We start from the raw sequence: 20,127 nt of genomic DNA on the forward strand, positions 1-20,127 counted from the left end.
GTCAGGCCTCGGCCGCGGCAGCCCGGACCTGGGCCTTGTCATGCTCCGCGTGGGCGTTGCGCAGCAGGGCCATGAATTCGGTTTCGTTGCGGATCAGCCGCTTGTACTTCTCGGGGAGCTTGCGGATCTGGCCTTCCTCCCGGCACATCTTGGCGAAGATCTTGTCGCGTTCGGCCATGTCCGTCTCATAGTTGAGATCCAGGTATTCGGTGGCATGCCGCTTTGCCCCGGACACCGCGTTCTTGGCCTTGCCCTTCGGGCTGAAGAGGGACGCCAGGATGGTCACCACCAGCACGCCCAGGATCACGGACAGCGACACGGCCGTGCTGACTTCCACAACGTTGACGTGCTCGCCGTCGTTGATGAACGGAAGCGTGTTCTCATGCAGCGCGTGCAGGATGAGCTTCACGCCAATGAAACCCAGGATCGCCGCCAGGCCGTACGAGAGGAAGATCAGCCGGTCCAGCAGGCCGTCGATCAGGAAGAACAGCTGGCGCAGGCCCATCAGGGAGAACGCCGTGGCGGTGAAGACGACGAACACGTTCTGGGTCAGCCCGAAGATCGCCGGGATGGAGTCCAGGGCGAACAGGATGTCGGTGCCGCCGATGGCCACCATCACCAGCAGCATGGGCGTCAGGACCCGCTTGCCGTTCTCCACGGTGAAGAGCTTGTCGCCGTCGTAGTGCTCCGACGCCGGCAGCAGCTTCTTGGCGAGCCGGACCACCAGGCCGTCGGAGTCGTCGTCGTGGTCGTCCGGCTTGAGCAGGTTGCCGGCCGTGACCAGCAGGATGAGCCCGAAGATGTAGAACACCCAGGCGAAACTGTTGATCAGGGCTGCGCCCAGGAAGATGAATGCCGTGCGGGCGATCAGGGAGAACACGATGCCGAACAGCAGTACCTTCTGCTGGTCGGCGCGGGGCACCTTGAAGCTGGCCATGATGATGAGGAACACGAAGAGGTTGTCGACGGACAGGGCCTTCTCCGTGACATAGCCGGCGAAGTATTCCGTGCCCATGTCCGAGCCGCCCAACAGCAGCACCCCCAACCCGAACAGCAACGCGATGCCCACGTAGATGGCGGACCAGGCTGCGGATTCCTTGAGCGTGGGCGTGTGCGCCTTGCGGACATGGAAGAAGAAATCGAAGGCCAGCAGCCCCACGATTCCCGCAATGGTCAGGGTCCAGACATACGCAGGTACTTCCACCCGGGGGCCTTTCGTTGGAGGTCCTCCCAGCCTACCTAAGCAGGCTTCAGGAGTTTGTTCTCCACCACGGCGGACCGGGACAGCGTCTTGTACCCCTCCTGTTCAAAGAGCACCGTGATGACGTCGTCTTCGTGCCGCATCACCAGCCCGGGACCCCATTCCTTGTGCACCACTGCGGACTGCAGCGGGAACGGCTCGTCCGCTGCGGAAGCCGGGCCGCCGCCGTCGGACGTCCTGCCGCCCTTCGTCCTGCCTGCCTGCTTCTTGTCCTGCTTCTTCGTCCCGGCCTTGTCCTTGCCACCTGCTGTTGGCTGCGCGTGTGCGGCAGCCGCCGCGCATCCGTCACAGTTTCCACAGGGCTCCGGCAGGTCCTCGCCGAAGTAGCCCAGCAGGAACTGACGCCGGCAGCCGTCGGTCTCCGCGTACGCACGCATCATGGTGAGCCGGGACTGGTCCACGCGCTGCCTCGCCTCGGCCAGTTCGACGGCGTCCCCCACCAGGGCGGGCAGCTTGGCTTTGGAGGTGAGCCGGATGCCCCGCTTGCCCGTGCTGACGGCGCCGATCTCTTCAAGCTGGTTGACCAGGCCGGTGATGCGCCGGGCCGGAAGGCCGGTGAGCTCCGCCAGGGACGATTTGGGGGCCGGGGCCTTGGCGGCCTTGAGGATCTTCAGGACGGCCAGCAGCGAATCGGGGTCGGGGGAGTGGGTGCTGAAGAACTTGCGCAGGCCCAGGTCCTCCGAACGGTAATGCAGGACGGCGGCCGCGGGGGCTCCGTCCCGGCCCGCCCTGCCGATCTCCTGGTAGTAGGCATCCAGCGACTCGGGGATGTCGGCGTGGACAACGAACCGTACGTTCGGCTTGTCGATGCCCATCCCGAATGCGGTGGTGGCCACCACGACGTCCAGTTCGTCGGCCAGGAACATGTCGTGGATGCGCTCGCGGTCCCCGGCGGACCGGCCCGCATGGTAGGCCTCGGCGCGCAGCCCCTCCTTGGCCAGCTTGGCTGCGTATTTCTCCGTATCCTTCCGGGTGGCGGCATAGAGCAGCCCCGGGCCGCTCCTGGCCAGATCCGCCACCTGTGCCAGCACGGCCTTGCGCTTGCCCTTGTCCTCGTGGTGCCGGACCACGTCAAGGCTGATGTTCGGCCGGTCAAAGCCGTGCACCAGGACCAGGGGGTCCTTCATATCCAGCCGCTCCACGATTTCGTCCCGTACCGGCGGGGAGGCCGTGGCGGTCAGCGCGGCGACGGGCGGGTTCCCCAGCCGCTCCCGGACATTGCCAAGGGCCAGGTAGTCCGGACGGAAATCGTGGCCCCAGGATGAGACGCAGTGTGCCTCATCCACCACGAACAGCGAGATGTCCAGGGCTTTGATTCGGTCCACCGTCGACTCTTTGGCCAGCTGCTCAGGGGCGAGGAACAGGAAGACCGCTGTGCCCTGCTCGGCAGCCCGCCAGGACGCTTCGACGTCGGCATCACTGTGTGAGGAGTTGATGGCCACCGCCGCGCCCGGGCCAAGGACGTGCGACAGGCCGTCCAGCTGGTCCTCCTGGAGGGCAATCAGCGGCGACACCACGACGGCGGGACGTCCGGTCTTCCGGTGCAGGTGCAGGGCCGCCACCTGGTAGATCGCGGACTTGCCGTACCCGGTGGGCATCACGGCCAGGACGTCGCGTCCCTGGGCAAGGGCCGCCATGCCCGCCAGTTGGCCGTCCCTCAGGTGGGGCAGGGAAAAGGGTGACTCAGCAAGGGCCCGGAGGGCTGGTTCGTCGGACATAGGAAAGTGCTCCGCGCAGAAAGAAACAGCGGCCGCTTGCTTCAGCCGTGCCCACCAGCCTACGCCAGCCCCGGCCGGCGTCGTAAACACCGGCGCGCGGCGAATGCACCCGCCGTGTCCACAAACCCGGCCTGGAGCCGGGGCTGCCCGGCTGCCTTGACCAGGCCGGCTAGGGGTCAGACGTCAATGGTGGACATGTTGGGGTAGCGCGCACCCGCCGTTGCTCCGGCCGGTGCCAGCTGGTCAAGCAGCTGCAGCTCGTCCTGACTGAGCTCGACATCAACGGCGCCCAGGTTTTCGCGCAGCCGTTCCCGCTTCTTGGTCCCGGGGATGGGGACGATGTGCTCACCCTGGGCGAGCAGCCACGCGAGGGCCAGCTGGCCCGGCGTGCACTGCTTCCGGTCCGCCAGGTCCTTCACCCGGTCCACGAGTTCCAGGTTCCGGGTGAAGTTCTCCCCCTGGAAGCGCGGCGAATGGCGGCGGAAGTCATCCTCGGCGAAGTCGTCCGCGCTGCGGATCTGCCCGGTCAGGAAGCCGCGGCCCAGCGGGCTGTAGGGGACGAACCCGATGCCCAGCTCGGCGAGCACAGGAAACACCTTGGTTTCCGGCTCCCGCTCCCACAGCGAGTACTCGGTCTGCAGTGCGGTGATGGGGTGAACGGCGTGGGCCCGGCGGATGGTGTCCGCGGATGCTTCCGACAGGCCCAGGTGGCGGACCTTCCCGGCCTGGACCAGTTCCGCCATGGCGCCCACCGTGTCCTCGATGGGGACGGTCTTGTCCACGCGGTGCTGGTAGTAGAGGTCGATGTGGTCCACGCCCAGGCGCCGGAGGCTGGCGTCACAGGCGGACCTGACGTAGTCGGGCCGGCCGTTGATGCCCACCCAGGAGCCGTCTTCACGGCGCTCGTTTCCGAACTTCGTGGCCAGGACAACGTCCCCGCGGCGTCCGGCGATTGCCCTGCCCACCAGTTCCTCGTTGGTGAAAGGGCCGTACATGTCGGCGGTATCGAGCAGCGATCCGCCGGCATCGAGGAACTCGTGGATGGTGGCGATGGATTCCTGCTCGTCGCCGTTGCCGTAGAACTCGCTCATGCCCATGCAGCCCAGGCCCAGGGCGGAAACCGTCAACTGTCCGATGGTGCGCGTTTTCATGCCGTTTCTCCTCAAGGTCGAACCTGATGTGGAACCGGCCGGCCGGTGTCTATGGCCTGGCCGGTGCAGCGTACGCCACTATAGGCGCATACCCTCCGGATTGCGCCTGAAACTGGGGGCCGATACCCCTAGACCGCCATGGGGGCCGTGCCTAGACTGGGCGAATCCCCAACCCGGGAACCGATACCTGACCACCGGATACGGCAGGAAAACCCTTGGACCAGCGCAGTTCCCGCGCGGGATGTCCCACCTACCAAGATCACGGCCGTCCCACCGGACGCCTGACTACAGGAGCGATAGATGACAGGGAACAAAGCCGTTGCCTATAAGGAAGCCGGCAAGGTAGAAGTAATCGACATTGACTACCCAACGTTCGAGCTCAAGGATGGGCCCGGGGTTAATCCCGCCAACGTTGGACGCCCGGTCAACCACGGGGTAATCCTCAAAACGGTGGCCACGAACATCTGCGGCTCGGACCAGCACATGGTCCGCGGCCGCACCACCGCCCCACCCAACCTGGTGCTTGGCCACGAGATCACCGGCGAAGTGGTGGAGGTGGGCCGCGACGTTGAATTCATCAAAGTGGGGGACCTCTGCTCGGTGCCCTTCAACATCGCCTGCGGCCGCTGCAGGAACTGCAAGGAACGCAAGACGGGCATCTGCCTGAACGTGAACCCGGACCGGCCCGGCAGCGCCTACGGCTACGTGGACATGGGCGGCTGGGTCGGCGGCCAGGCGAACTATGTCCTGGTGCCCTACGCGGACTGGAACCTGTTGAAGTTCCCGGACAAGGACCGGGCCATGGAGAAGATCCTGGACCTGGCCATGCTCTCGGACATCTTCCCCACCGGTTTCCACGGCGCGGTCACGGCCGGCGTGGGCGTAGGTTCCACCGTTTACGTGGCCGGAGCCGGTCCCGTGGGCCTCGCAGCGGCCACCAGCGCACACCTGCTGGGTGCCGCCGTCGTCATTGTTGGCGACATGAACGACGGCAGGCTGGCGCAGGCCCGCAGCTTCGGCTGCGAAACCGTGGACCTGACCCAGGGTGAGCCGAAGGACCAGATCGAACAGATCCTGGGCGTGCCCGAGGTGGACTGCGCCGTGGACGCGGTGGGCTTCGAAGCGCGCGGCCATGGCAAGGGAGCGCAGGAAGCACCCGCGACCGTGCTGAACACGCTGATGGACATCACCGCGGCGGGCGGGGCGCTGGGCATCCCCGGCCTGTACGTGACAGGTGATCCGGGCGGCATTGACGAGGCAGCCAAGAAGGGGTCGCTGAGCCTGAGCCTCGGCACCGGCTGGGCGAAGTCGCTGAGCTTCGCCACGGGCCAGTGTCCGGTGATGAAGTACAACCGTCAGCTGATGATGGCCATCCTCAACGACCGGGTCAACATCGCCAGGAACGTCAACGCCAAAGCGATTCCGCTGGAGGAGGCGCCCAAGGGCTACGCCGAATTCGACGCCGGCGCGGCCACGAAGTACGTCCTCAATCCCAACGGCTACCTCAGCTGACGGGACGGCGGACGGAGACGCCCCCAGGGAACCGCGTTTGCGGAAATAAGGGCTGCCCGGGCCGGGTTAGGCTTGGCACGGGCAGCACCAACCGCTAACAAAGGAGTACCCCTTGAGTGACATCACCGTCCGCCACAACCCCGGGCGCGAGCGCTTCGAGATCCTGGACGCCGGCAACGTGATCGGCAAGGCGGCCTACAAGGAATACGACGGCGGGGAGTCGCCGCAGCGGATTTTCTACCACACGGTCATCAACGAGGAATACGGCGGGCAGGGCCTGGCCGGCCGGCTCGCCGCGGCGGCCTTGGACAGCACGGTCGAGTCCGGCAGCCGCATCGCGCCGGTGTGCCCGTTCATCAAGAAGTTCCTGGCCAAGCACCCGGAATACTCGGCCAGCGTTGTCGCCGTCACCCCGGCCCACCTCGAATTCCTGGAGGGCGCGCTGGCTGCCCGGACCCGCGCCTAGAACCGCATTCGACGCGCAGAATGGTTTTCGAGGCGCACATTTCCTGGCGCGCCCGGAATATGGTGCGCGTGAATCGATACGCGCGTCGAGGAGTTGCTTGCGTGTCGTGAAGACCACCGCGGAACACCCCGCACGCCTTCAGGAAGCTCCCAACCTCCGGTGATTTAATCAGCATCTGTCAGCGCGGCTCAACGCCGGGCTGACGTTGCTTGTGATTGCCGAAGCGGGACAGGAGCCCTTGTATGTCCGTGCACCCCGTGGTGCCCAAACCAGGCCGCGGTGCCCCGCAGCCCGCGCCTGGCAAGCCACCGACCAGCAGGCGGGAGGGCCACCGGCGGCTGCTTTTCCTGGCCCTTGCCGTGGTGCTGGTCATCGTGGGCACCATCACCCTGGCAGTAGTGCGGTCCGCGCCGCCGACGGGCACCGTTGCCCCCACCCAGCCGGCGGTACCCGCTGCGCCGGTGGCGGCAGCCCCGGCGACGTTGCAGGACAGCGTGGACAACATCCTCAGTGAGGCGGATGAATACCGCATCGGGCTGGCGCTCGCCGACGTGTCCGGCGGAGCGGAACGGACATTCGGGGACCAGGACACCTTTACCGCGGCCAGCACGGCGAAGATCCTGACGGCCGCCGCCTACTACCACCTGGTGGAGAACGGGCAGGCAAGCCTGGATGAACCCATGGGGGACTATGACGCCGCCTTCCAGCTCAAGGCCATGGTCAATGACAGCAACAATGATTCCTGGCTGCTGCTCATGGACGCCGTAGGCTACCCGCAGCTGATTGCCTACGCGGACTCGATCGGCGTCACGTACGACCCCGAACAGAACCTGCTGACCGCCGCCGACATGGCCCTGATCCTGAAGAAGCTGTACGCCGGGGAGCTCCTGGATGGGGACCACACCCAGCAGCTGCTCAGCTACATGCAGGACACCAACAACGAGGACCTCATTCCCGCCGGGTCGCGGTCCGGAGTGGATGTGCACCACAAGTACGGGGAAGTCTCCGGTGAGCTGCACGATGCCGCCCTGCTTAGCTACCGCGGTTCCACCTTTGCGCTGGTGATCTACACGGAGAACCGGGAGGGCGTCGCCGATGACGGCCAGGCCCAGGTGATCCGGGACCTGACCCGGGCGGTGGAGGACGCCCTCTTCCCGGTGGGGCTGGCGAGCAAGTAGCCGACACCGCGCCCCAAGGGGGTCCGCCAAGTCGCCCGCACCGGAAGCCATGCGCCAGACTGTTACCGTGAGCAACAAACCCCGGACTTCCCTGGCCGTCGCCGGCCTCAGCCTGGGCACGGCACTGAACCCGCTGAACTCGTCCATGATCGCCGTTGCCCTGGTGGTCCTCCGCGCCGATTTTGGCCTCGACGTCGCTGCCGTGACCTGGGTTGTCACCTCGTTCTACCTGGCATCGGCCGCAGGGCAACCGGTCATGGGCCGGCTGGCGGACCGGTTCGGGCCCCGGCGGATGTTCCTGCTGGGCATGGGGCTGGTGGCCGTCACCTGCGCCCTGGCCCCGCTGGCGCCGAACTTCGCTCTGCTCTGTGTGGCGCGCGCGGTCATGGCGCTGGGCACCGCCACCGCCTACCCCAGCGCCGTGGTGATGGTGGGGGCGCTTGCGCACCGGGCCAAGGTGGACACCGCACGCCCGCTGGGGCGGCTGCAGATGGCCAACACGTCGGCGGCTGCGGTGGGGCCTGTCGTCGGCGGCCTGCTGGTGGGCCTGGTGGGCTGGGAGTCGCTGTTCCTGATCAACGTCCCCCTGGCTTTGGCGGCGCTGCTGATCGTCCGGCAGGCCGCACCGCCGGACAAAGTCAGGGAGCGCGGCAGCGTCGCAGAGCTGGTCCGCGATTCGGACGTTCCCGGCATCGCGGGATTCATCGGTGCGCTCCTGCTGGTCATGATGGCGGCGCTCAATGTAGCGCCGGCCTATCGCTGGTGGATGCTCGCTGGGGGTACCGTCATCGCGGCGCTGTTTGCCTGGCGGGAGCTGCGGTTCGCCAAGCCATTCCTGGACCTGCGGCTGCTGGGCGGGAACAGGCCGCTGATGCTGGTGTACCTGGCCTTCGCTGTGTTCAGCAGCGTCTACTATTTTGTCTTCTTCGGCCTCCCGCAGCTGCTGCAGGAAGCCGGTGGTTACGATCCCGGGGTGGTGGGCCTGCTGATGCTGCCCCTGGCGGGCATGTCCGTGGTGGCCACCCCGTGGGCCGTCTCCGCGATGGGGCGGTGGGGTGTCCGGCGGGTGCTGCTCGCCGGCGTCGTCCTCCTGACCGTGGTGGCGGCACTCATGTGGCTCCTGACCGGGACACTGGCCATCCCGGTGGTGGTGGTGCTGACGGCGCTGATGGGCATCCCGTACGGGACGGTGAGCATCGCCACGAACCAGGGCATGTTCGTCTCCACCCGGCCCCAGGAGCGCGGCGTTGCCGCCGGGATCTACCAGACCTGCCGCTACGTGGGGGCGATCACCGCAACCGTCATGATCGGGGTGTTTGCCGCCGGCGGGGTGCACCAGGACAGCTGGCTGCGGATGGTGCTGGCCATGCTGGTGCTGTGTGCCGTAACGTTCGGGATTTCAGTGTTCTGGCGGCAGCGGAAGGCGTAGCCGGCCCCGGGTGGAAGCATCCGGTGAACCCCTATGAAGCGTCCGGCGGGCGTGCCATGCTGGCCGGATGGGAAACATGATGGCTCTGGGCAACGCCGCAACGTCCGTCCAGGCGTACGTCAGTGAACCGGCCGCGGCTCCCAGGGGCGGGCTGGTGGTGGTCCACGAAGTGTGGGGCCTTGTCCCGCACACCAAGGATGTGGCGGACCGTTTTGCCGCGGAAGGCTATGTGGCGGTGGCGCCGGACCTGCTGACGGGAGCCGGGGGAGTGCCGGATCTCAGCGGAGAGCTGCAGGAGGCCGCCTTTGATCCGCAGCAGCGCAGCAATGCCCAGCCGCGGCTGCGGAAACACATGGCACCAATCCGCGCACCGGAGTACGCCAAGCACGCGCTGGCCGCCCTCCGGGTGTGTTTCGACCATCTGGAAGGCCTGCCAGGACTCGCGGGGCGGGTGGCAGCGACCGGCTTCTGCCTGGGCGGCACCTACACCTTTTCCCTGGCGGTTGCCGAACCCAGGCTGCGGGCCGCCGTTCCGTTCTACGGCCACGCTGACTTCAGTGACGCGGAGCTGCGCGCAATCAACTGCCCCGTCCTGGCCTTCTACGGCGCACAGGACAGTGCGCTCATCGAGGAGCTGCCCGGGCTGAAGCGGCGGATGCGGGCTGCCGGGGTGGATTTCGAAGCCGTCGTGTATCCGGGAACAGGGCACGCCTTCTTCAACGACACCAACAGGTACACCTACAACGCTGAGGCCGCCGAAGACTCATGGAGGCGTATGCTCGCCTTCCTCGACCGGAGCCTCAGCGTGTAGGTGCCCGCCGGGCGGTCACGGGCAGCGGTACACCTCGTGGTTGTACCCGCGGCCGTCCCCGGCTTGCTGGCTGTCCTCCCGGTCCGTGCATCCGCCGGTGGTTTGCGCGTAATGCAGGCCCACTTCGATGGATACGCCGTCCTGCTCGAGGCTGTGGGAGCTCATGCGCGTCCGGGTGGTGGTTCCGTCGCCCGGATCTGTATCAACCCAGTTGCTGAAGGTGGAGCTGGAACGGATGCCGCTCGGAGTCAGGACCGTTTGGCACACCTCTTGATTGTCCTGGCAGCCGCTTGTCCGGTCGACATCCGCGCCGCCGCTGCCCGCAGCCTGTGCGGGCGCCGCGACGGCTGCAGCAGCAAATGCCAGGGCGGCGGCCAGAAGGGTGGTGCGCTTGGTGAACATGGTCGTCCTGTCTGCCGGGTGGGGGTGCATGGTGCCTTAACTGTGTCCGTAACCCACGTCCTGCCCTAGGGCCATTGGTCCCCGGAGGCGCGGCAACTACAGGCGCAGCCAGGCAGCGTTGTCCGGCTGCAGCCACCCGTCCTGTTCCAGCGGGAAGGCGCTGAAGAGTACGACGCCGGCAGGCAGCCGGGCGGGGGCACTCCCCATGGCGACCGCCACCAGGAAGCCGGGGCTGCGTTGGCACAGCAGCAGGCCACCTTCCTGCACGCGCCATGTGCCGCCGTCGTTCGCCGTGAAGGTGCCGTCTGCCCAAAGCCGGCGCCGCAGGGCGATGGCCTGCGTGGTCAGGGCAAGGTGGGACCCCGGGTCCCGTTGTTGGCGCTCAACGGCGCGGGTGCCCCATTCGTCCGGAGTCGGCAGCCAGGACGGGGCCCCGCCGGCAGCTGAAAAGCCGTGGCCGCCCGCGGGGTCTTCTGTCCACGGGAGGGGAACGCGGGCACCGTCGCGGGTGACGCCGCCGCGTGCCCACATCGGGTCAACGCGCGCCTCCTCCGGGACGTCCACCTCGGGAAGCCCCAGTTCCTGGCCCTGGTAAATGTACGCCGCTCCCGGAAGGCCGAGAAGCGCCACCAGGGCAGCACGTGACCGCCTCGTCCCTTGCCGGCCGCCACCGAAACGCGTCACGGATCGGACGATGTCGTGGTTTTCCAGGGCCCAGGTGGGGGCTGCGCCGTGCAGCTTCCGTGCCTCCTCCAGCTCGGTGCCAACCTTCGCCCAGGCGGCCGGGTCCCAGCCCAGTTTGACGAAGGCGAACGCGAAGGCCTGGTGCATCTCATCTGCGCGGGTGTAGCGGGCGGCCCTGGCCGGTTCGAGGTTAACTTCGCCCACCAGCAGACGGTGCGGCTGGTACTTTTCAGCCAGCCTCCGCCAGCGGCGGTATACCCCGTGCACCTCCTCCTGGTCCGAAACCAGCGGATTGGACCGCAGGCCGTCCACCACCGGGCTGGCCGACGGCGCGTCCGGCATTCCGTCGGCCTTGAACAGGGCGTGCGCCACGTCGATCCGGAGGCCATCCACGCCCTTGTCGAACCAGAAGCGCAGCACTCCTTCGAAGTAGTCGCCCACCTCAGGGTTACGCCAGTTCCAGTCAGGCTGCCCGGACGAAAACAAGTGCAGGTACCACTGGGTGTCAGTAGCCGAACCAGGGTTGGCGCGGGACCACGCCCGGCCGCCGAAGACGCTCTGCCAGTTGTTGGGCGGGAGGTCGCTGGGGGAGTCCGGGGAGGAACTGCGGCCTTCCACGAAATGGAAGAACTCGCGTTCCGGTGAGCCCGGGCCGGCGGCCAGGGCCTGCTGGAACAGCGGATGTGCGGATGAGCAGTGGTTGGGGACCACGTCCAGCAGGACCCGCAGGCCCTGGCCATGCGCTTTATCCAGCAACTGATCGAAGTCCGCCATCGTGCCGAACAGCGGATCAACCCCGCAGTAGTCACTGACGTCGTAGCCCTGGTCCACCTGTGGGGAGGTCTGGAAAGGGGTCATCCATATCCCGTCCACGCCAAGGGAAGCGATGTACGGCAGCCGTTCACTCAGCCCGGGGAGGTCGCCTACGCCGTCGCCGTCACCGTCCGCGAAGGACCGGGGGTACACCTCGTAGATGACGGCGGAATCCCACCAGTCCCCGCTCACTTGCCGGCTCCAGCGGTCAGGCCTTCCACGATCCGGCGCTGGAACACCAGCACCATGACCACCAGGGGGATGGTGACGATGACGCCGGCGGCCATCTGCTCGCCGAACGGCGCCTGGAACTCGGTGGCGCCGGTGAACTTGGAAATGGCCACAGTGGCGGTCTGGATCCTGGGGTCGTTGATCATGGACAGCGCAATGATGAACTCGTTCCAGCTGTGGATAAAGGTCAGGATCGCGGTGGTGAACACGCCCGGCGCGGCCAGCGGCAGCAGGACCTTCCGGAACGCCTGCCACTTGGTGCAGCCGTCGATCATGGCGGCTTCCTCAAGGTCGAAGGGCAGCTGCTTCATGAAGGTGGTGAGGTTCCAGACGGCCAGCGGAATGGCGAAAGACAGGTTGGGGATGATCATGGCCTGGTACGTGTTGATCCAGCCCAGGTCCGTGAAGAAGCGCAGCAGCGGCACCACCACGGAGATCCCCGGGAACATGGACGTGGCAATGATGACGCCGAGGATCACCGATTTGAACCGGAAGTTCAGCCGGGAGATGGCGTAGGCGGCGAAGATGCCCAGCACCAGGGCGGCCACCGTGGTCACGCCGGCAACGATCAGGCTGTTCAGCAGCGCCTGTCCGAACATGGTGGAGCCGTCGAACACCTTGGTGTAGTTCTCCAGCGAGAAGGGGTTCGGGAGGAGGGTGTTGTCGAAGATGTCGGCGGTGCGGCGCAGGCTGGAGACGATCATCCAGTAGAACGGGGCCAGGCAGTAGACGATGATCAGCACCAGGCCCGCGTAGACGGAGTAGGAGCGCCAGCCGCGTTTCTGCCCGGTCCTGGCAGGAGCGCCCGACGCCGCGGTCCCGGCTTTGGAGAGCGCCCGGAGGTCTGTGATGGTCATTGGGCGGCCTCGGCTTTCTGGATGCGGTCTGCCTTGCGGGCACGGCGTTTGGCGCCCAGCTGCTTCGCCCCGGTGATGTCGGCGCCCAGCACCTTGACGAACACGATCGCCACGGCCGCGACATAGAGGAACAGGATGACGGAAAAAGCGGATGCTGAGCCGTACCGGAGCTGGTTGGACTCGTCCCAGGCAAGCATGGACAGTGTTTCCACCGACTGCTTGCCAGGACCGATGAGGACGAAAGGCAGGTCGAACATGCGCAGCGCGTCGAGCATGCGGAACAGCACGGCCACCAGCAGGGTGGGCTTTACCAGCGGCAGCGTGATGGCACCCAGTTGCCGCCACCAGCCGGCGCCGTCGATCTTGGCGGCCTCGTACACTTCGTCCGGAATGATCTGCATGCCGGCCAGCACCAGCAGGCCGATGAAGGGAGCCGTCTTCCAGACTTCCGCGACGATGACCGCAACCTTGGAGGCGGCTCCCTCCGCGGTCCAGAGGATTTCGCTGCCCAGCAGGGTGTTGGCGATGCCGTCGGACTGGAAGATCCAGCGCCACAGCAGGCCGGACACCGCCGTGGGGACGGCCCATGGCACCAGGATGCTGGCGCGGAGGAAGGACCTGCCCTTGAAGGCCCGGTTCATGGCCAGTGCCAGGGCCAGGCCCAAAACGGTCTCCAGCAGCACGGTGGTGACGGTGAAGAAGGTGGTGTTGCCGAACGCGTTAAAGAACTGCTGGCCGGCTTCGCCCGAGAAGAGGTCCGCGTAGTTGGCCAGGCCAACGAACGCTTCCCCTTCGGTGACGTAACCGTCAGCGTCCAGCCCTGGCTGGGCCCGGTACAGGGACTGGTGGATGGCCGAAATGAGCGGGTAGGCGATCACCAGCGCCAACACCAGGAGCGTGGGGGAGAGCAGCAGGGCCGCCATCCGGCCTTCGCCCGGAGTGCGGCCCGCGCCCGGCGCGGCCTGCGCGCCTGGCGGCCCGTTAAGTGTCCGGTTGAGGGTTGCGGAGCTTGTCATTTCGAGGAGATCTCTTTGAGCTTGGACTGCATGTCCGCCAGGGCGGCGTCGGTGGTCTTCTGGCCGGTGATCGCGGCGTAGGCCTCTTCCTGGATGGCCTTGGTGGTGGCGCCGTACTGGACCACCTTGGGGCGGGGCTGGGCGTTCTGCAGGGACTCAAGCAGGTTGGGGAAGAAGGGGCGCTTGGCGACGACGGCCTGGTCCTGGTAGAGGTCGGCGTAGGCGGGTGCGCGGGAGCTCAGTTCAAGGCGCTTCCTGGCCTGTTCCTCGCTGGTGAAGAACTTGATGAACTCCAGGGCCGTGGCCTTGTTGGGCGTGAAGGGGGAGACGGCCAGGTTGCGGCCGCCCAGGGTGGAGACGCCCGGGCCGTCGGTTCCGGGGATGGAAGTGATGCCGAACTTGCCGGCCACCTTGCTGGAGCCGTCCGTGGCGCTCAGGGAGGCGTAGACGAAGGGCCAGTTGCGTAGGAACACCAGTTTGCCGTCCTGGAACGCGCGGCGGCCCTGTTCCTCGAGGTAGGTGATGGCGTCCGAGGGGAAGAGGCCTTCCTTGAACCCGTCAACCAGCAGCGACAGGCCCTTCTTCGCTTCGGGGGTGTCCACCGTGGGCTTGCCGTCGGCGTCAACCACGCTGCCGCCGGCGGATGCCACTGCCTCGGAGAAGTTCACGGTGAGGGCTTCGTTCTTGTCGAACTGGCCCGCGTAGCAGGACATGCCGGCCGCTTCAGGCAGGGCCAGGATCTTCTTGCAGGCGTCCTTCATTTCGTCCCAGGTCTTGGGCGGGGCGGCAACTCCGGCGGCGGTGAGCAGGTCCTGGCGGAAGTAGAAGAGCGCACCGTCGGTGTAGTACGGCGCACCTACCAACGTGTCCCGGTATTTGGCGGCGTTGACGGTGGCGGGGATCATCTTGTCCGTGGGCACGGCGTCCGCAGGCAGCGGCAGGACCCACTTGTTGGCGGCGAACTCGGAGTTCCACACCACATCGAGGTTCAGCACGCTGAACGTGTCCGACTTGATCTGGGCATTCTGGATCAGCTGCTGGCGCTGCTGGTCCGCGGAGTCGGGGAGTTCGATGAAGGTGACCTTTTCGTCCGGGTGGGCCGCGTTCCATTCCTCGATGCTCTTGTTGGCGGCACCGGAGGCATCCCGGGAGGAAACGTAGTTGATGGGGCCCTTGCCCTCGAACGCCGCGGCCGGGCTGCTGCTGGCTTTTGGTTGGGGTGAGGAACCTCCGCAGGCCGTGAGCCCGGTGGCGGCTGCCGTGACGAGTGCGGTGGTGGTGAGAAGTGTCTGCCAAGTGCGGCGGCGCTGCCTCATGTGATGCTCCTTCTGGGGATATTTGTGATGCGAATCAGGGGTTGCGGGCATGGAGAAGTACGACGACGGCGGCACGGGGATGTGCCAGGCGTTGCCTTGGGTGGGGGAGTGCGTGCGGTGGCTGGTCAGGTGGTGGGCGGCGGCGCGGTGGAACCGCGCTCGATGAGCCGGTGGGGCATGATCTTGGGTCCGAGGTCCCGCGCGCGGAGGAGTTTGGTTACGGCCATCCGTCCCATCTCCTCAAGCGGCTGGCCCATGGTGCTCAGCGGCGGGTGCACGTGCAGCGAGGTGGAAGTGTTGTCGAAGCCCAGGACGGAGACGTCCTCAGGCACTTTCCGGCCCCGCCTCTGGAGTTCGTTGACCACTGCGGCCCCCATCTCGTCGCTCACCGCGAAGATGGCAGTCAATCCGGGATCCTGAGCCAGGAGTTCGTCCAGTCCGGCCGCCCCGCTTTCGTAAAAGAAGCTGCCGGTGGCCGTGACCGGCGTACATTTTGCCTCCCGCATGGCGCGGAGGTAACCGCGCTCGCGGGGCTTGGCCACGAAGACCGAGCCGGGATCTCCCGCCAGTAAGCCGATGCGGCGGTGCCCGATCCGCAGCAGGTGGCGGGTTGCGTCGTAGGCGGCCTGTTCGTCATCGATGGCAACACTCGGCGACCCGGATTTGTCGCTGATGGCCACGGAAATGATGGGGATGTTGGGTCCCAGCAGCTGCCGCGTTTCCTGGGTAATGACCGCGGAGATGAGGATGACCCCGGCGGACCGGTAGGTTCGCAAGGTTCTCAGGTAGCCGGCGATGAAGGCGGACTTGGCTCCGGTGCGTCCCAGCATGACGGCGTAGCCGCGCTCCTGGGCTTCCTGCTCGACGCCCTGCATGACCTTGGAGGCGAGGGCATCCGAAACCATCGGCGCGAGGAGCCCGATCACCGAAGTCTGGCGGGTCTTCAGGCCCCGGGCCAAGTAATCCGTTTCGTAGCTGAGCTTGCGGACGGCGGCCTCGACGCGTTCCCGGGTTTCGTCCGAGTAGCCTACGAGGCCGTTGACGACGCGGGAAACGGTGGCAGGCGAGACTCCGGCATGTTGCGCCACGTCCCTGATGGTTACCACTGTTTCCCTTTCCCGCCGGTGCTCTGTGGCACGTACGCAAACGGTTTACGAAAACGGTTGCGTGACGCGCCTCAACAACAGTAAATGGACAAGGAACGGAACCGCATGCGTTTCGTAAACGCCGCCCAGACAGTGCCGCCGCCCCTCCAAGCCGCGTGCCGCCGTCGTACTCCTACCCGGGCCGGTCGGTGGCCGGGGTGACGCGGACCCGTGCGATCCGGAGCCTGTCCATGCTCAGGACCGTCAGCACATAGCCGGGGACCTGCACGCGGTCGCCCGCCCGTGGAAGGCGTCCCAGCCGGTCCATGATGAATCCCGCCACTGTCTCGTAGTGGCCCTCGGGCAGTTCTATTCCGGAGGCTGCCCTGAACTCCTGCAGGATCAGGCCGCCGTCGACGTCGATGGTTCCGTTGGCGACGCTGACGCGGTCCTCGTGCTCGGCGCCGGTGTCGTACTCGTCGTAGATTTCGCCCACGAGTTCTTCCACCAGGTCTTCGAGCGTCACCACGCCGTCCGTGCCACCGTACTCGTCCACCACCAGCGCAATGTGCTGGTTGACCTTGCGCATCCGGGACAGCGAGGGCAGCACCCGGTTGGTGCCGGGCAGCGCCAGGATTTCCCTGGCAATGGTCCGCACCGGGCGCCGGTCCTGCGCCTCATCGCGGGGCATGAGGTCGCGGATATGCACGAACCCCAACACGTCGTCCGGACTTTTCCCGATGACGGGGAACCGCGAATACGGGCCATCCCTGACCATGCTCCGGGCATCGGCGATGGTGGTGGCGCCGTCGATGAACGTTACTTCCGTCCGTGGGCGCATCACCTCCTGAAGTGTCCGGTCGCCTGCACCGAACACGTCGGCCACGATGCTCCGGCTGCTTTCCTCCAGCAGTTCGCTTTCCGCCACCATGTCCCAGAGTTCTTCGGAGCTGATGCCCTCCCGTCTCGCCCGCGGATCGCCGCCGAGGAGCCGCACCACGGCGTCCGTCGAGACGGACAGGAGCCAGATGACCGGCCGCATGGCCCTTGAAAACGCAATCAGCGGCGGAGCCAGGATCCTGGTGAAGACCACCGGCCGTTGCAGCGCCAGCCGCTTGGGCGCCAATTCACCCAGGACCAGGGACAGGTAGGCGACCAGCAGGGTCATGCCGATGAAAGCCACTGGCCCTGCCGCCGCGCCCAGCCCGGCGGCCTCCAGCAGGGGGACGACGCCGGGCGCTATTTCCGAGGCGCCATAGGCCGCGGAGAAGAACCCGGCCAGGGTGACCCCGATCTGTACGGTGGAAAGGAACCGGTTGGGGTTGCGCGCCAGCTCGGCAGTCCGGACTCCGCGGGGGCCGGACTTCTCGATCCGGCGCACCTGGCTTTCCCGCAGGGACACGAGGGCCATCTCAGCCGCTGCGAACACGCCGCCCAGCAGCACGAAACCCAGAACCAAAGCGATGTTGACCACGGCGCCGCTGTCCATGACATGACACTACAGAGCCGGGGCGCGCTTGGCGCTGCGTCAGGACACTTACGTCAGGACACTTATGTCAGGACCGGGGGGTGCGGGGCCGGAGCCGGAGTGCCTGCATGCCCCCGTCGACTGCCAGGTCCACGCCCGTGGTGGAACCGGCGAAGGGGCTGGCCAGGTATGCGATGGCAGCAGCGATTTCCTCTGGGGAGACGAGCCGGCCGTGGGGCTGGCGCGCCTCCAGTGCGGCGCGCTCTGCCTCCGGGTCCGCCGCTGCGGACAGGAGCCGGCCGACCCAGGGCGTGTCAGCCGTCCCCGGGTTGACGCAGTTGACCCTGATGCCTTCCTGCAGGTGGTCGGCGGCCATGGCCAAAGTCAACGACAGCACAGCACCCTTGGTGGCGCTGTACAGTGCCCGCTGCGGGAGGCCTGCGGTGGCTGCTACGGAACAGGTGTTGACGATGGCCGCGTGCTCCGACTGCCGCAGGTAGGGCAGTGCCGCCCTTGAGACGCGGACCATTCCCAGCACGTTGATGTCGAACACCCGGTGCCACTCGTCGTCGTCGTTGGCCTCGATGGTGCCCTGGGCGCCCACCCCGGCGTTGTTGGCCACGACGTCGATCCCGCCCAACTGCTGCGCAGCTTCTTCAATGGCCTGGCGGACGGAGGCGTCGTCGGAGACGTCGCAGTGGATGGCCTTTATCCCTGCAGGTGCCTGGTCGGGGTTGAGGTCCAGCACGGCGACCGAGGCGCCCCGCTCCTGGAGAAGCTTCGCCGCCGCCGCGCCAATGCCGGAGGCCCCGCCGGTGATAACTGCCTTGAGTCCAGCAAATCCCATTGTTTGATCCTTTCGATGGCGGGCTGCCTAGCCCTGGAAGAATTCCTGCCGCTGGCGGCCAAGCCCCGCCACTTCAAGTTCGACGACGTCACCGGCCTTCAGGTAGGGGAAGCGCCCGGACAGGGCTACTCCCTCGGGGGTTCCGGTGCAGATGAGGTCTCCAGGCTCGAGGACCAGGAATTGGCTGAGGTCATGGATCACCTGTTCCACCCCGAAGATCAGGTCGCGGGTGGTGGAGTCCTGGCGGAGTTCACCGTTGACCCAGCTGCGCAGCGGCAGGTTCCCGGCATCCACCTCGTCAGGGGTGACAAGGTAGGGGCCGGTGGGGCAAAAACCCGCGCAGCTCTTGCCTTTGGACCATTGCCCGCCGGACACCTCAAGCTGGAAGGTGCGCTCAGACAGGTCGTTGACGGTGACGAACCCGGCAATGTGGTCACGGGCCTGTGCCGGGGAGTCCAGGTACGAAGCGCGGCGGCCAATGACCACCCCCAATTCCACTTCCCAATCGGTCTTGGTGGAACCACGGGGGATGGCCACCGCGTCGAAAGGACCTGCCACCGTGTTGGGAGCCTTGTGGAAGATGATCGGGACCGAAGGCGGGGCGGAGCCGGATTCAGCGGCATGCGCGGCGTAGTTCATGCCGACGCAGATGACGGAGGAGGGCCGGGCAATCGGAGCGCCGATGCGTGCCCCGTCGACGGCGAGTTCGGTTAATTCCCCGGCTTCGAGCGCGGCGGCCGCGCGTCCCGGACCGTCGGATTCCCAGAAGCCGGCGTCTATATCGGCCGCCAGCTGCTCCAGGGAGTAGTACTTCTTGTCGTGCAGCAGGGCGGGCACTTCCTTGCCCGGGGCACCTATGCGCGCAAATTGCATTGTTCCTTCTCTTCTCAATAGGGGTGGGCTGTGCGGTCAGGTAATGAGCCCGCGGTCGCGGAGGTCGGCCCAGAGCGCGTCCGGCACTTTCTGGGAGGCCAGGTCGAGGTTCTGCTGCACCTGGGCCGGCGTCCGCATGCCCAGGACGACGCTTGTCACGGCCGGGTGCTGGTACGGGTACTGGAGGGCGGCCGCGGGAAGCGTGGTTCCGTGCAATTCGCAGATGTCCGCCAGCAGGTTGGCCCTGTCCAGCAGGTCCTGCGGGGCAGGTGCGTAGTTGTATGTGGCGTTGGCGGCCGGCCGTTCCTTGGACAGCAGTCCGGAGTTGAAGACGCCGACGTTCACCACCCCGACCCCGCGTTCGATGCATGCCGGAAGCAGGTCCTGTGCGGCTCCCTGCTCCAGCAACGTGTACCGGCCGGCGAGCATGACCACGTCGATGTCCGTCTCGGTGACGAAACGGTGGAGCATCCCGGACTGGTTCATGCCCGCGCCCCACGCGCCGATCACGCCTTCGTCGCGGAGCGCGGAAAGGGTGGGTGCGGCTCCCTCGACGGCTTCGGTCCAGTAGTCGTCGGGGTCATGGATGTAGACGATGTCGATCCGATCCGTGCCCAGCCGCTGCAGGCTTTCCTCGATGGAGCGCAGCACGCCGTCCCGGGAGTAGTCCCGAACCCTGTGGAGCTCGTCCGGGACGTCGAACCCCTCGGTATCCGTGCCCTGCGGGGACGGGTTGGGCCGGAGGAGCCGCCCCACCTTGGTGCTGAGCACGTAACTGTCGCGGTCCAGCCCCGCCAGCGCCGCACCAAGGCGGCGTTCGGATAGCCCCAGCCCGTAGTGCGGTGCGGTATCGAAGTACCGGACGCCGCCCTCCCACGCCGAGGTGACGGCGTCGAGCGCTTCCTGCTCCGGAACCTGCCGGTAGAGATTGCCGATGGGCGCCCCGCCGAAGCCGAGCACCGGCAGCTGGACGTCCGTGTCCGGGATGGTGCGGGTTTCTGCTTGCATT

18 protein-coding genes are annotated in these 20,127 nt (G+C 66.7%); 5 read left to right on the plus strand and 13 right to left on the minus strand.

Going from position 1 to position 20,127, the window contains the following annotated elements; genetic code table 11:
- Window position 1: 1 nt before the first annotated feature.
- The 3 genes from PUN71_RS09345 to PUN71_RS09355 all read right to left on the minus strand — a co-directional run bounded on the left by PUN71_RS09345 (window position 2) and on the right by PUN71_RS09355 (window position 4,130).
- Complete coding sequence (locus PUN71_RS09345) at window positions 2-1,204, minus strand: TerC family protein (protein ID WP_043451619.1); 1,203 nt, start codon at window positions 1,202-1,204, stop codon at window positions 2-4.
- Between the two features lie 35 nt (window positions 1,205-1,239).
- The gene (locus PUN71_RS09350) at window positions 1,240-2,979 is read right to left on the minus strand and encodes a RecQ family ATP-dependent DNA helicase (protein WP_277798160.1); all 1,740 of its coding nucleotides are present in this window, start codon (window positions 2,977-2,979) and stop codon (window positions 1,240-1,242) included.
- Between the two features lie 176 nt (window positions 2,980-3,155).
- Window positions 3,156-4,130, minus strand: a complete 975-nt coding sequence (locus PUN71_RS09355) for an aldo/keto reductase (protein ID WP_277798161.1) — start codon at window positions 4,128-4,130, stop codon at window positions 3,156-3,158.
- A 300-nt stretch (window positions 4,131-4,430) separates the two neighbouring features.
- On the opposite strand from PUN71_RS09355, the gene fdhA reads away from it, so the two are divergent.
- The 5 genes from fdhA (at window position 4,431) to PUN71_RS09380 (ending at window position 9,526) form a co-directional block, all read left to right on the plus strand.
- Window positions 4,431-5,642, plus strand: a complete 1,212-nt coding sequence (gene fdhA, locus PUN71_RS09360; protein WP_277798162.1) for a formaldehyde dehydrogenase, glutathione-independent — start codon at window positions 4,431-4,433, stop codon at window positions 5,640-5,642.
- Window positions 5,643-5,754: 112 nt separating this feature from the next.
- Window positions 5,755-6,108 (plus strand): GNAT family N-acetyltransferase, encoded by a 354-nt coding sequence (locus PUN71_RS09365; RefSeq protein WP_277798163.1) that lies wholly within the window; start codon window positions 5,755-5,757, stop codon window positions 6,106-6,108.
- A gap of 242 nt (window positions 6,109-6,350) precedes the next feature.
- Window positions 6,351-7,286, plus strand: coding sequence for a serine hydrolase (locus PUN71_RS09370; protein ID WP_277798164.1), 936 nt, complete (start codon window positions 6,351-6,353; stop codon window positions 7,284-7,286).
- A gap of 67 nt (window positions 7,287-7,353) precedes the next feature.
- Window positions 7,354-8,715: an MFS transporter gene (locus PUN71_RS09375; RefSeq protein ID WP_277798165.1), complete on the plus strand. Its 1,362-nt coding sequence runs from the start codon at window positions 7,354-7,356 to the stop codon at window positions 8,713-8,715.
- A 67-nt stretch (window positions 8,716-8,782) separates the two neighbouring features.
- Window positions 8,783-9,526, plus strand: coding sequence for a dienelactone hydrolase family protein (locus PUN71_RS09380; protein ID WP_277798166.1), 744 nt, complete (start codon window positions 8,783-8,785; stop codon window positions 9,524-9,526).
- 15 nt (window positions 9,527-9,541) lie between these two features.
- Here PUN71_RS09380 and PUN71_RS09385 read toward each other — a convergent pair whose 3' ends face one another.
- The 10 genes from PUN71_RS09385 to PUN71_RS09430 form a co-directional block, all read right to left on the minus strand.
- Window positions 9,542-9,928: a hypothetical protein gene (locus PUN71_RS09385; RefSeq protein WP_043451631.1), complete on the minus strand. Its 387-nt coding sequence runs from the start codon at window positions 9,926-9,928 to the stop codon at window positions 9,542-9,544.
- Window positions 9,929-10,024: 96 nt separating this feature from the next.
- Entirely contained in the window at window positions 10,025-11,617 is a 1,593-nt protein-coding gene (locus PUN71_RS09390) for an alpha-amylase family glycosyl hydrolase (protein ID WP_277798167.1), read from the minus strand.
- A complete protein-coding gene (locus PUN71_RS09395) occupies window positions 11,614-12,513 on the minus strand; it encodes a carbohydrate ABC transporter permease (protein ID WP_082007012.1) in 900 nt (299 codons plus the stop codon). The genes PUN71_RS09390 and PUN71_RS09395 overlap by 4 nt, the downstream gene beginning before the upstream one ends.
- Window positions 12,510-13,529 (minus strand): carbohydrate ABC transporter permease, encoded by a 1,020-nt coding sequence (locus PUN71_RS09400; RefSeq protein WP_277798168.1) that lies wholly within the window; start codon window positions 13,527-13,529, stop codon window positions 12,510-12,512. The genes PUN71_RS09395 and PUN71_RS09400 overlap by 4 nt, the downstream gene beginning before the upstream one ends.
- Window positions 13,526-14,845, minus strand: a complete 1,320-nt coding sequence (locus tag PUN71_RS09405) for an ABC transporter substrate-binding protein (protein ID WP_277798169.1) — start codon at window positions 14,843-14,845, stop codon at window positions 13,526-13,528. The genes PUN71_RS09400 and PUN71_RS09405 overlap by 4 nt, the downstream gene beginning before the upstream one ends.
- A 125-nt stretch (window positions 14,846-14,970) precedes the next feature.
- The gene (locus PUN71_RS09410) at window positions 14,971-15,951 is read right to left on the minus strand and encodes a LacI family DNA-binding transcriptional regulator (protein ID WP_277798170.1); all 981 of its coding nucleotides are present in this window, start codon (window positions 15,949-15,951) and stop codon (window positions 14,971-14,973) included.
- A gap of 172 nt (window positions 15,952-16,123) precedes the next feature.
- The gene (locus PUN71_RS09415) at window positions 16,124-17,419 is read right to left on the minus strand and encodes a hemolysin family protein (RefSeq protein ID WP_277798171.1); all 1,296 of its coding nucleotides are present in this window, start codon (window positions 17,417-17,419) and stop codon (window positions 16,124-16,126) included.
- A gap of 67 nt (window positions 17,420-17,486) precedes the next feature.
- Window positions 17,487-18,245, minus strand: a complete 759-nt coding sequence (locus PUN71_RS09420) for an SDR family NAD(P)-dependent oxidoreductase (RefSeq protein ID WP_277798172.1) — start codon at window positions 18,243-18,245, stop codon at window positions 17,487-17,489.
- Between the two features lie 27 nt (window positions 18,246-18,272).
- Complete coding sequence (locus tag PUN71_RS09425; RefSeq protein WP_277798173.1) at window positions 18,273-19,118, minus strand: fumarylacetoacetate hydrolase family protein; 846 nt, start codon at window positions 19,116-19,118, stop codon at window positions 18,273-18,275.
- 36 nt (window positions 19,119-19,154) lie between these two features.
- Complete coding sequence (locus PUN71_RS09430) at window positions 19,155-20,126, minus strand: aldo/keto reductase (protein ID WP_277798174.1); 972 nt, start codon at window positions 20,124-20,126, stop codon at window positions 19,155-19,157.
- Between the last annotated feature and the right edge of the window lies 1 nt (window position 20,127).

The organism is Arthrobacter sp. NQ7 (assembly GCF_029581595.2).
Taxonomy (GTDB): domain Bacteria; phylum Actinomycetota; class Actinomycetes; order Actinomycetales; family Micrococcaceae; genus Arthrobacter; species Arthrobacter phenanthrenivorans_B.

Excerpts from the sequence above, each read along its gene's own strand:
- PUN71_RS09430 (WP_277798174.1), bottom strand. The coding sequence starts at position 20,126 with ATGCAAGCAGAAACCCGCACCATCCCGGACACGGACGTCCAGCTGCCG.
- PUN71_RS09350 (WP_277798160.1), bottom strand. The coding sequence starts at position 2,979 with ATGTCCGACGAACCAGCCCTCCGGGCCCTTGCTGAGTCACCCTTTTCC.
- PUN71_RS09405 (WP_277798169.1), bottom strand. The coding sequence starts at position 14,845 with ATGAGGCAGCGCCGCCGCACTTGGCAGACACTTCTCACCACCACCGCA.
- PUN71_RS09370 (WP_277798164.1), top strand. The coding sequence starts at position 6,351 with ATGTCCGTGCACCCCGTGGTGCCCAAACCAGGCCGCGGTGCCCCGCAG.
- PUN71_RS09400 (WP_277798168.1), bottom strand. The coding sequence starts at position 13,529 with ATGACAAGCTCCGCAACCCTCAACCGGACACTTAACGGGCCGCCAGGC.
- fdhA (WP_277798162.1), top strand. The coding sequence starts at position 4,431 with ATGACAGGGAACAAAGCCGTTGCCTATAAGGAAGCCGGCAAGGTAGAA.
- PUN71_RS09385 (WP_043451631.1), bottom strand. The coding sequence starts at position 9,928 with ATGTTCACCAAGCGCACCACCCTTCTGGCCGCCGCCCTGGCATTTGCT.
- PUN71_RS09355 (WP_277798161.1), bottom strand. The coding sequence starts at position 4,130 with ATGAAAACGCGCACCATCGGACAGTTGACGGTTTCCGCCCTGGGCCTG.
- PUN71_RS09380 (WP_277798166.1), top strand. The coding sequence starts at position 8,783 with ATGGGAAACATGATGGCTCTGGGCAACGCCGCAACGTCCGTCCAGGCG.
- PUN71_RS09420 (WP_277798172.1), bottom strand. The coding sequence starts at position 18,245 with ATGGGATTTGCTGGACTCAAGGCAGTTATCACCGGCGGGGCCTCCGGC.
- PUN71_RS09415 (WP_277798171.1), bottom strand. The coding sequence starts at position 17,419 with ATGGACAGCGGCGCCGTGGTCAACATCGCTTTGGTTCTGGGTTTCGTG.
- PUN71_RS09425 (WP_277798173.1), bottom strand. The coding sequence starts at position 19,118 with ATGCAATTTGCGCGCATAGGTGCCCCGGGCAAGGAAGTGCCCGCCCTG.
- PUN71_RS09395 (WP_082007012.1), bottom strand. The coding sequence starts at position 12,513 with ATGACCATCACAGACCTCCGGGCGCTCTCCAAAGCCGGGACCGCGGCG.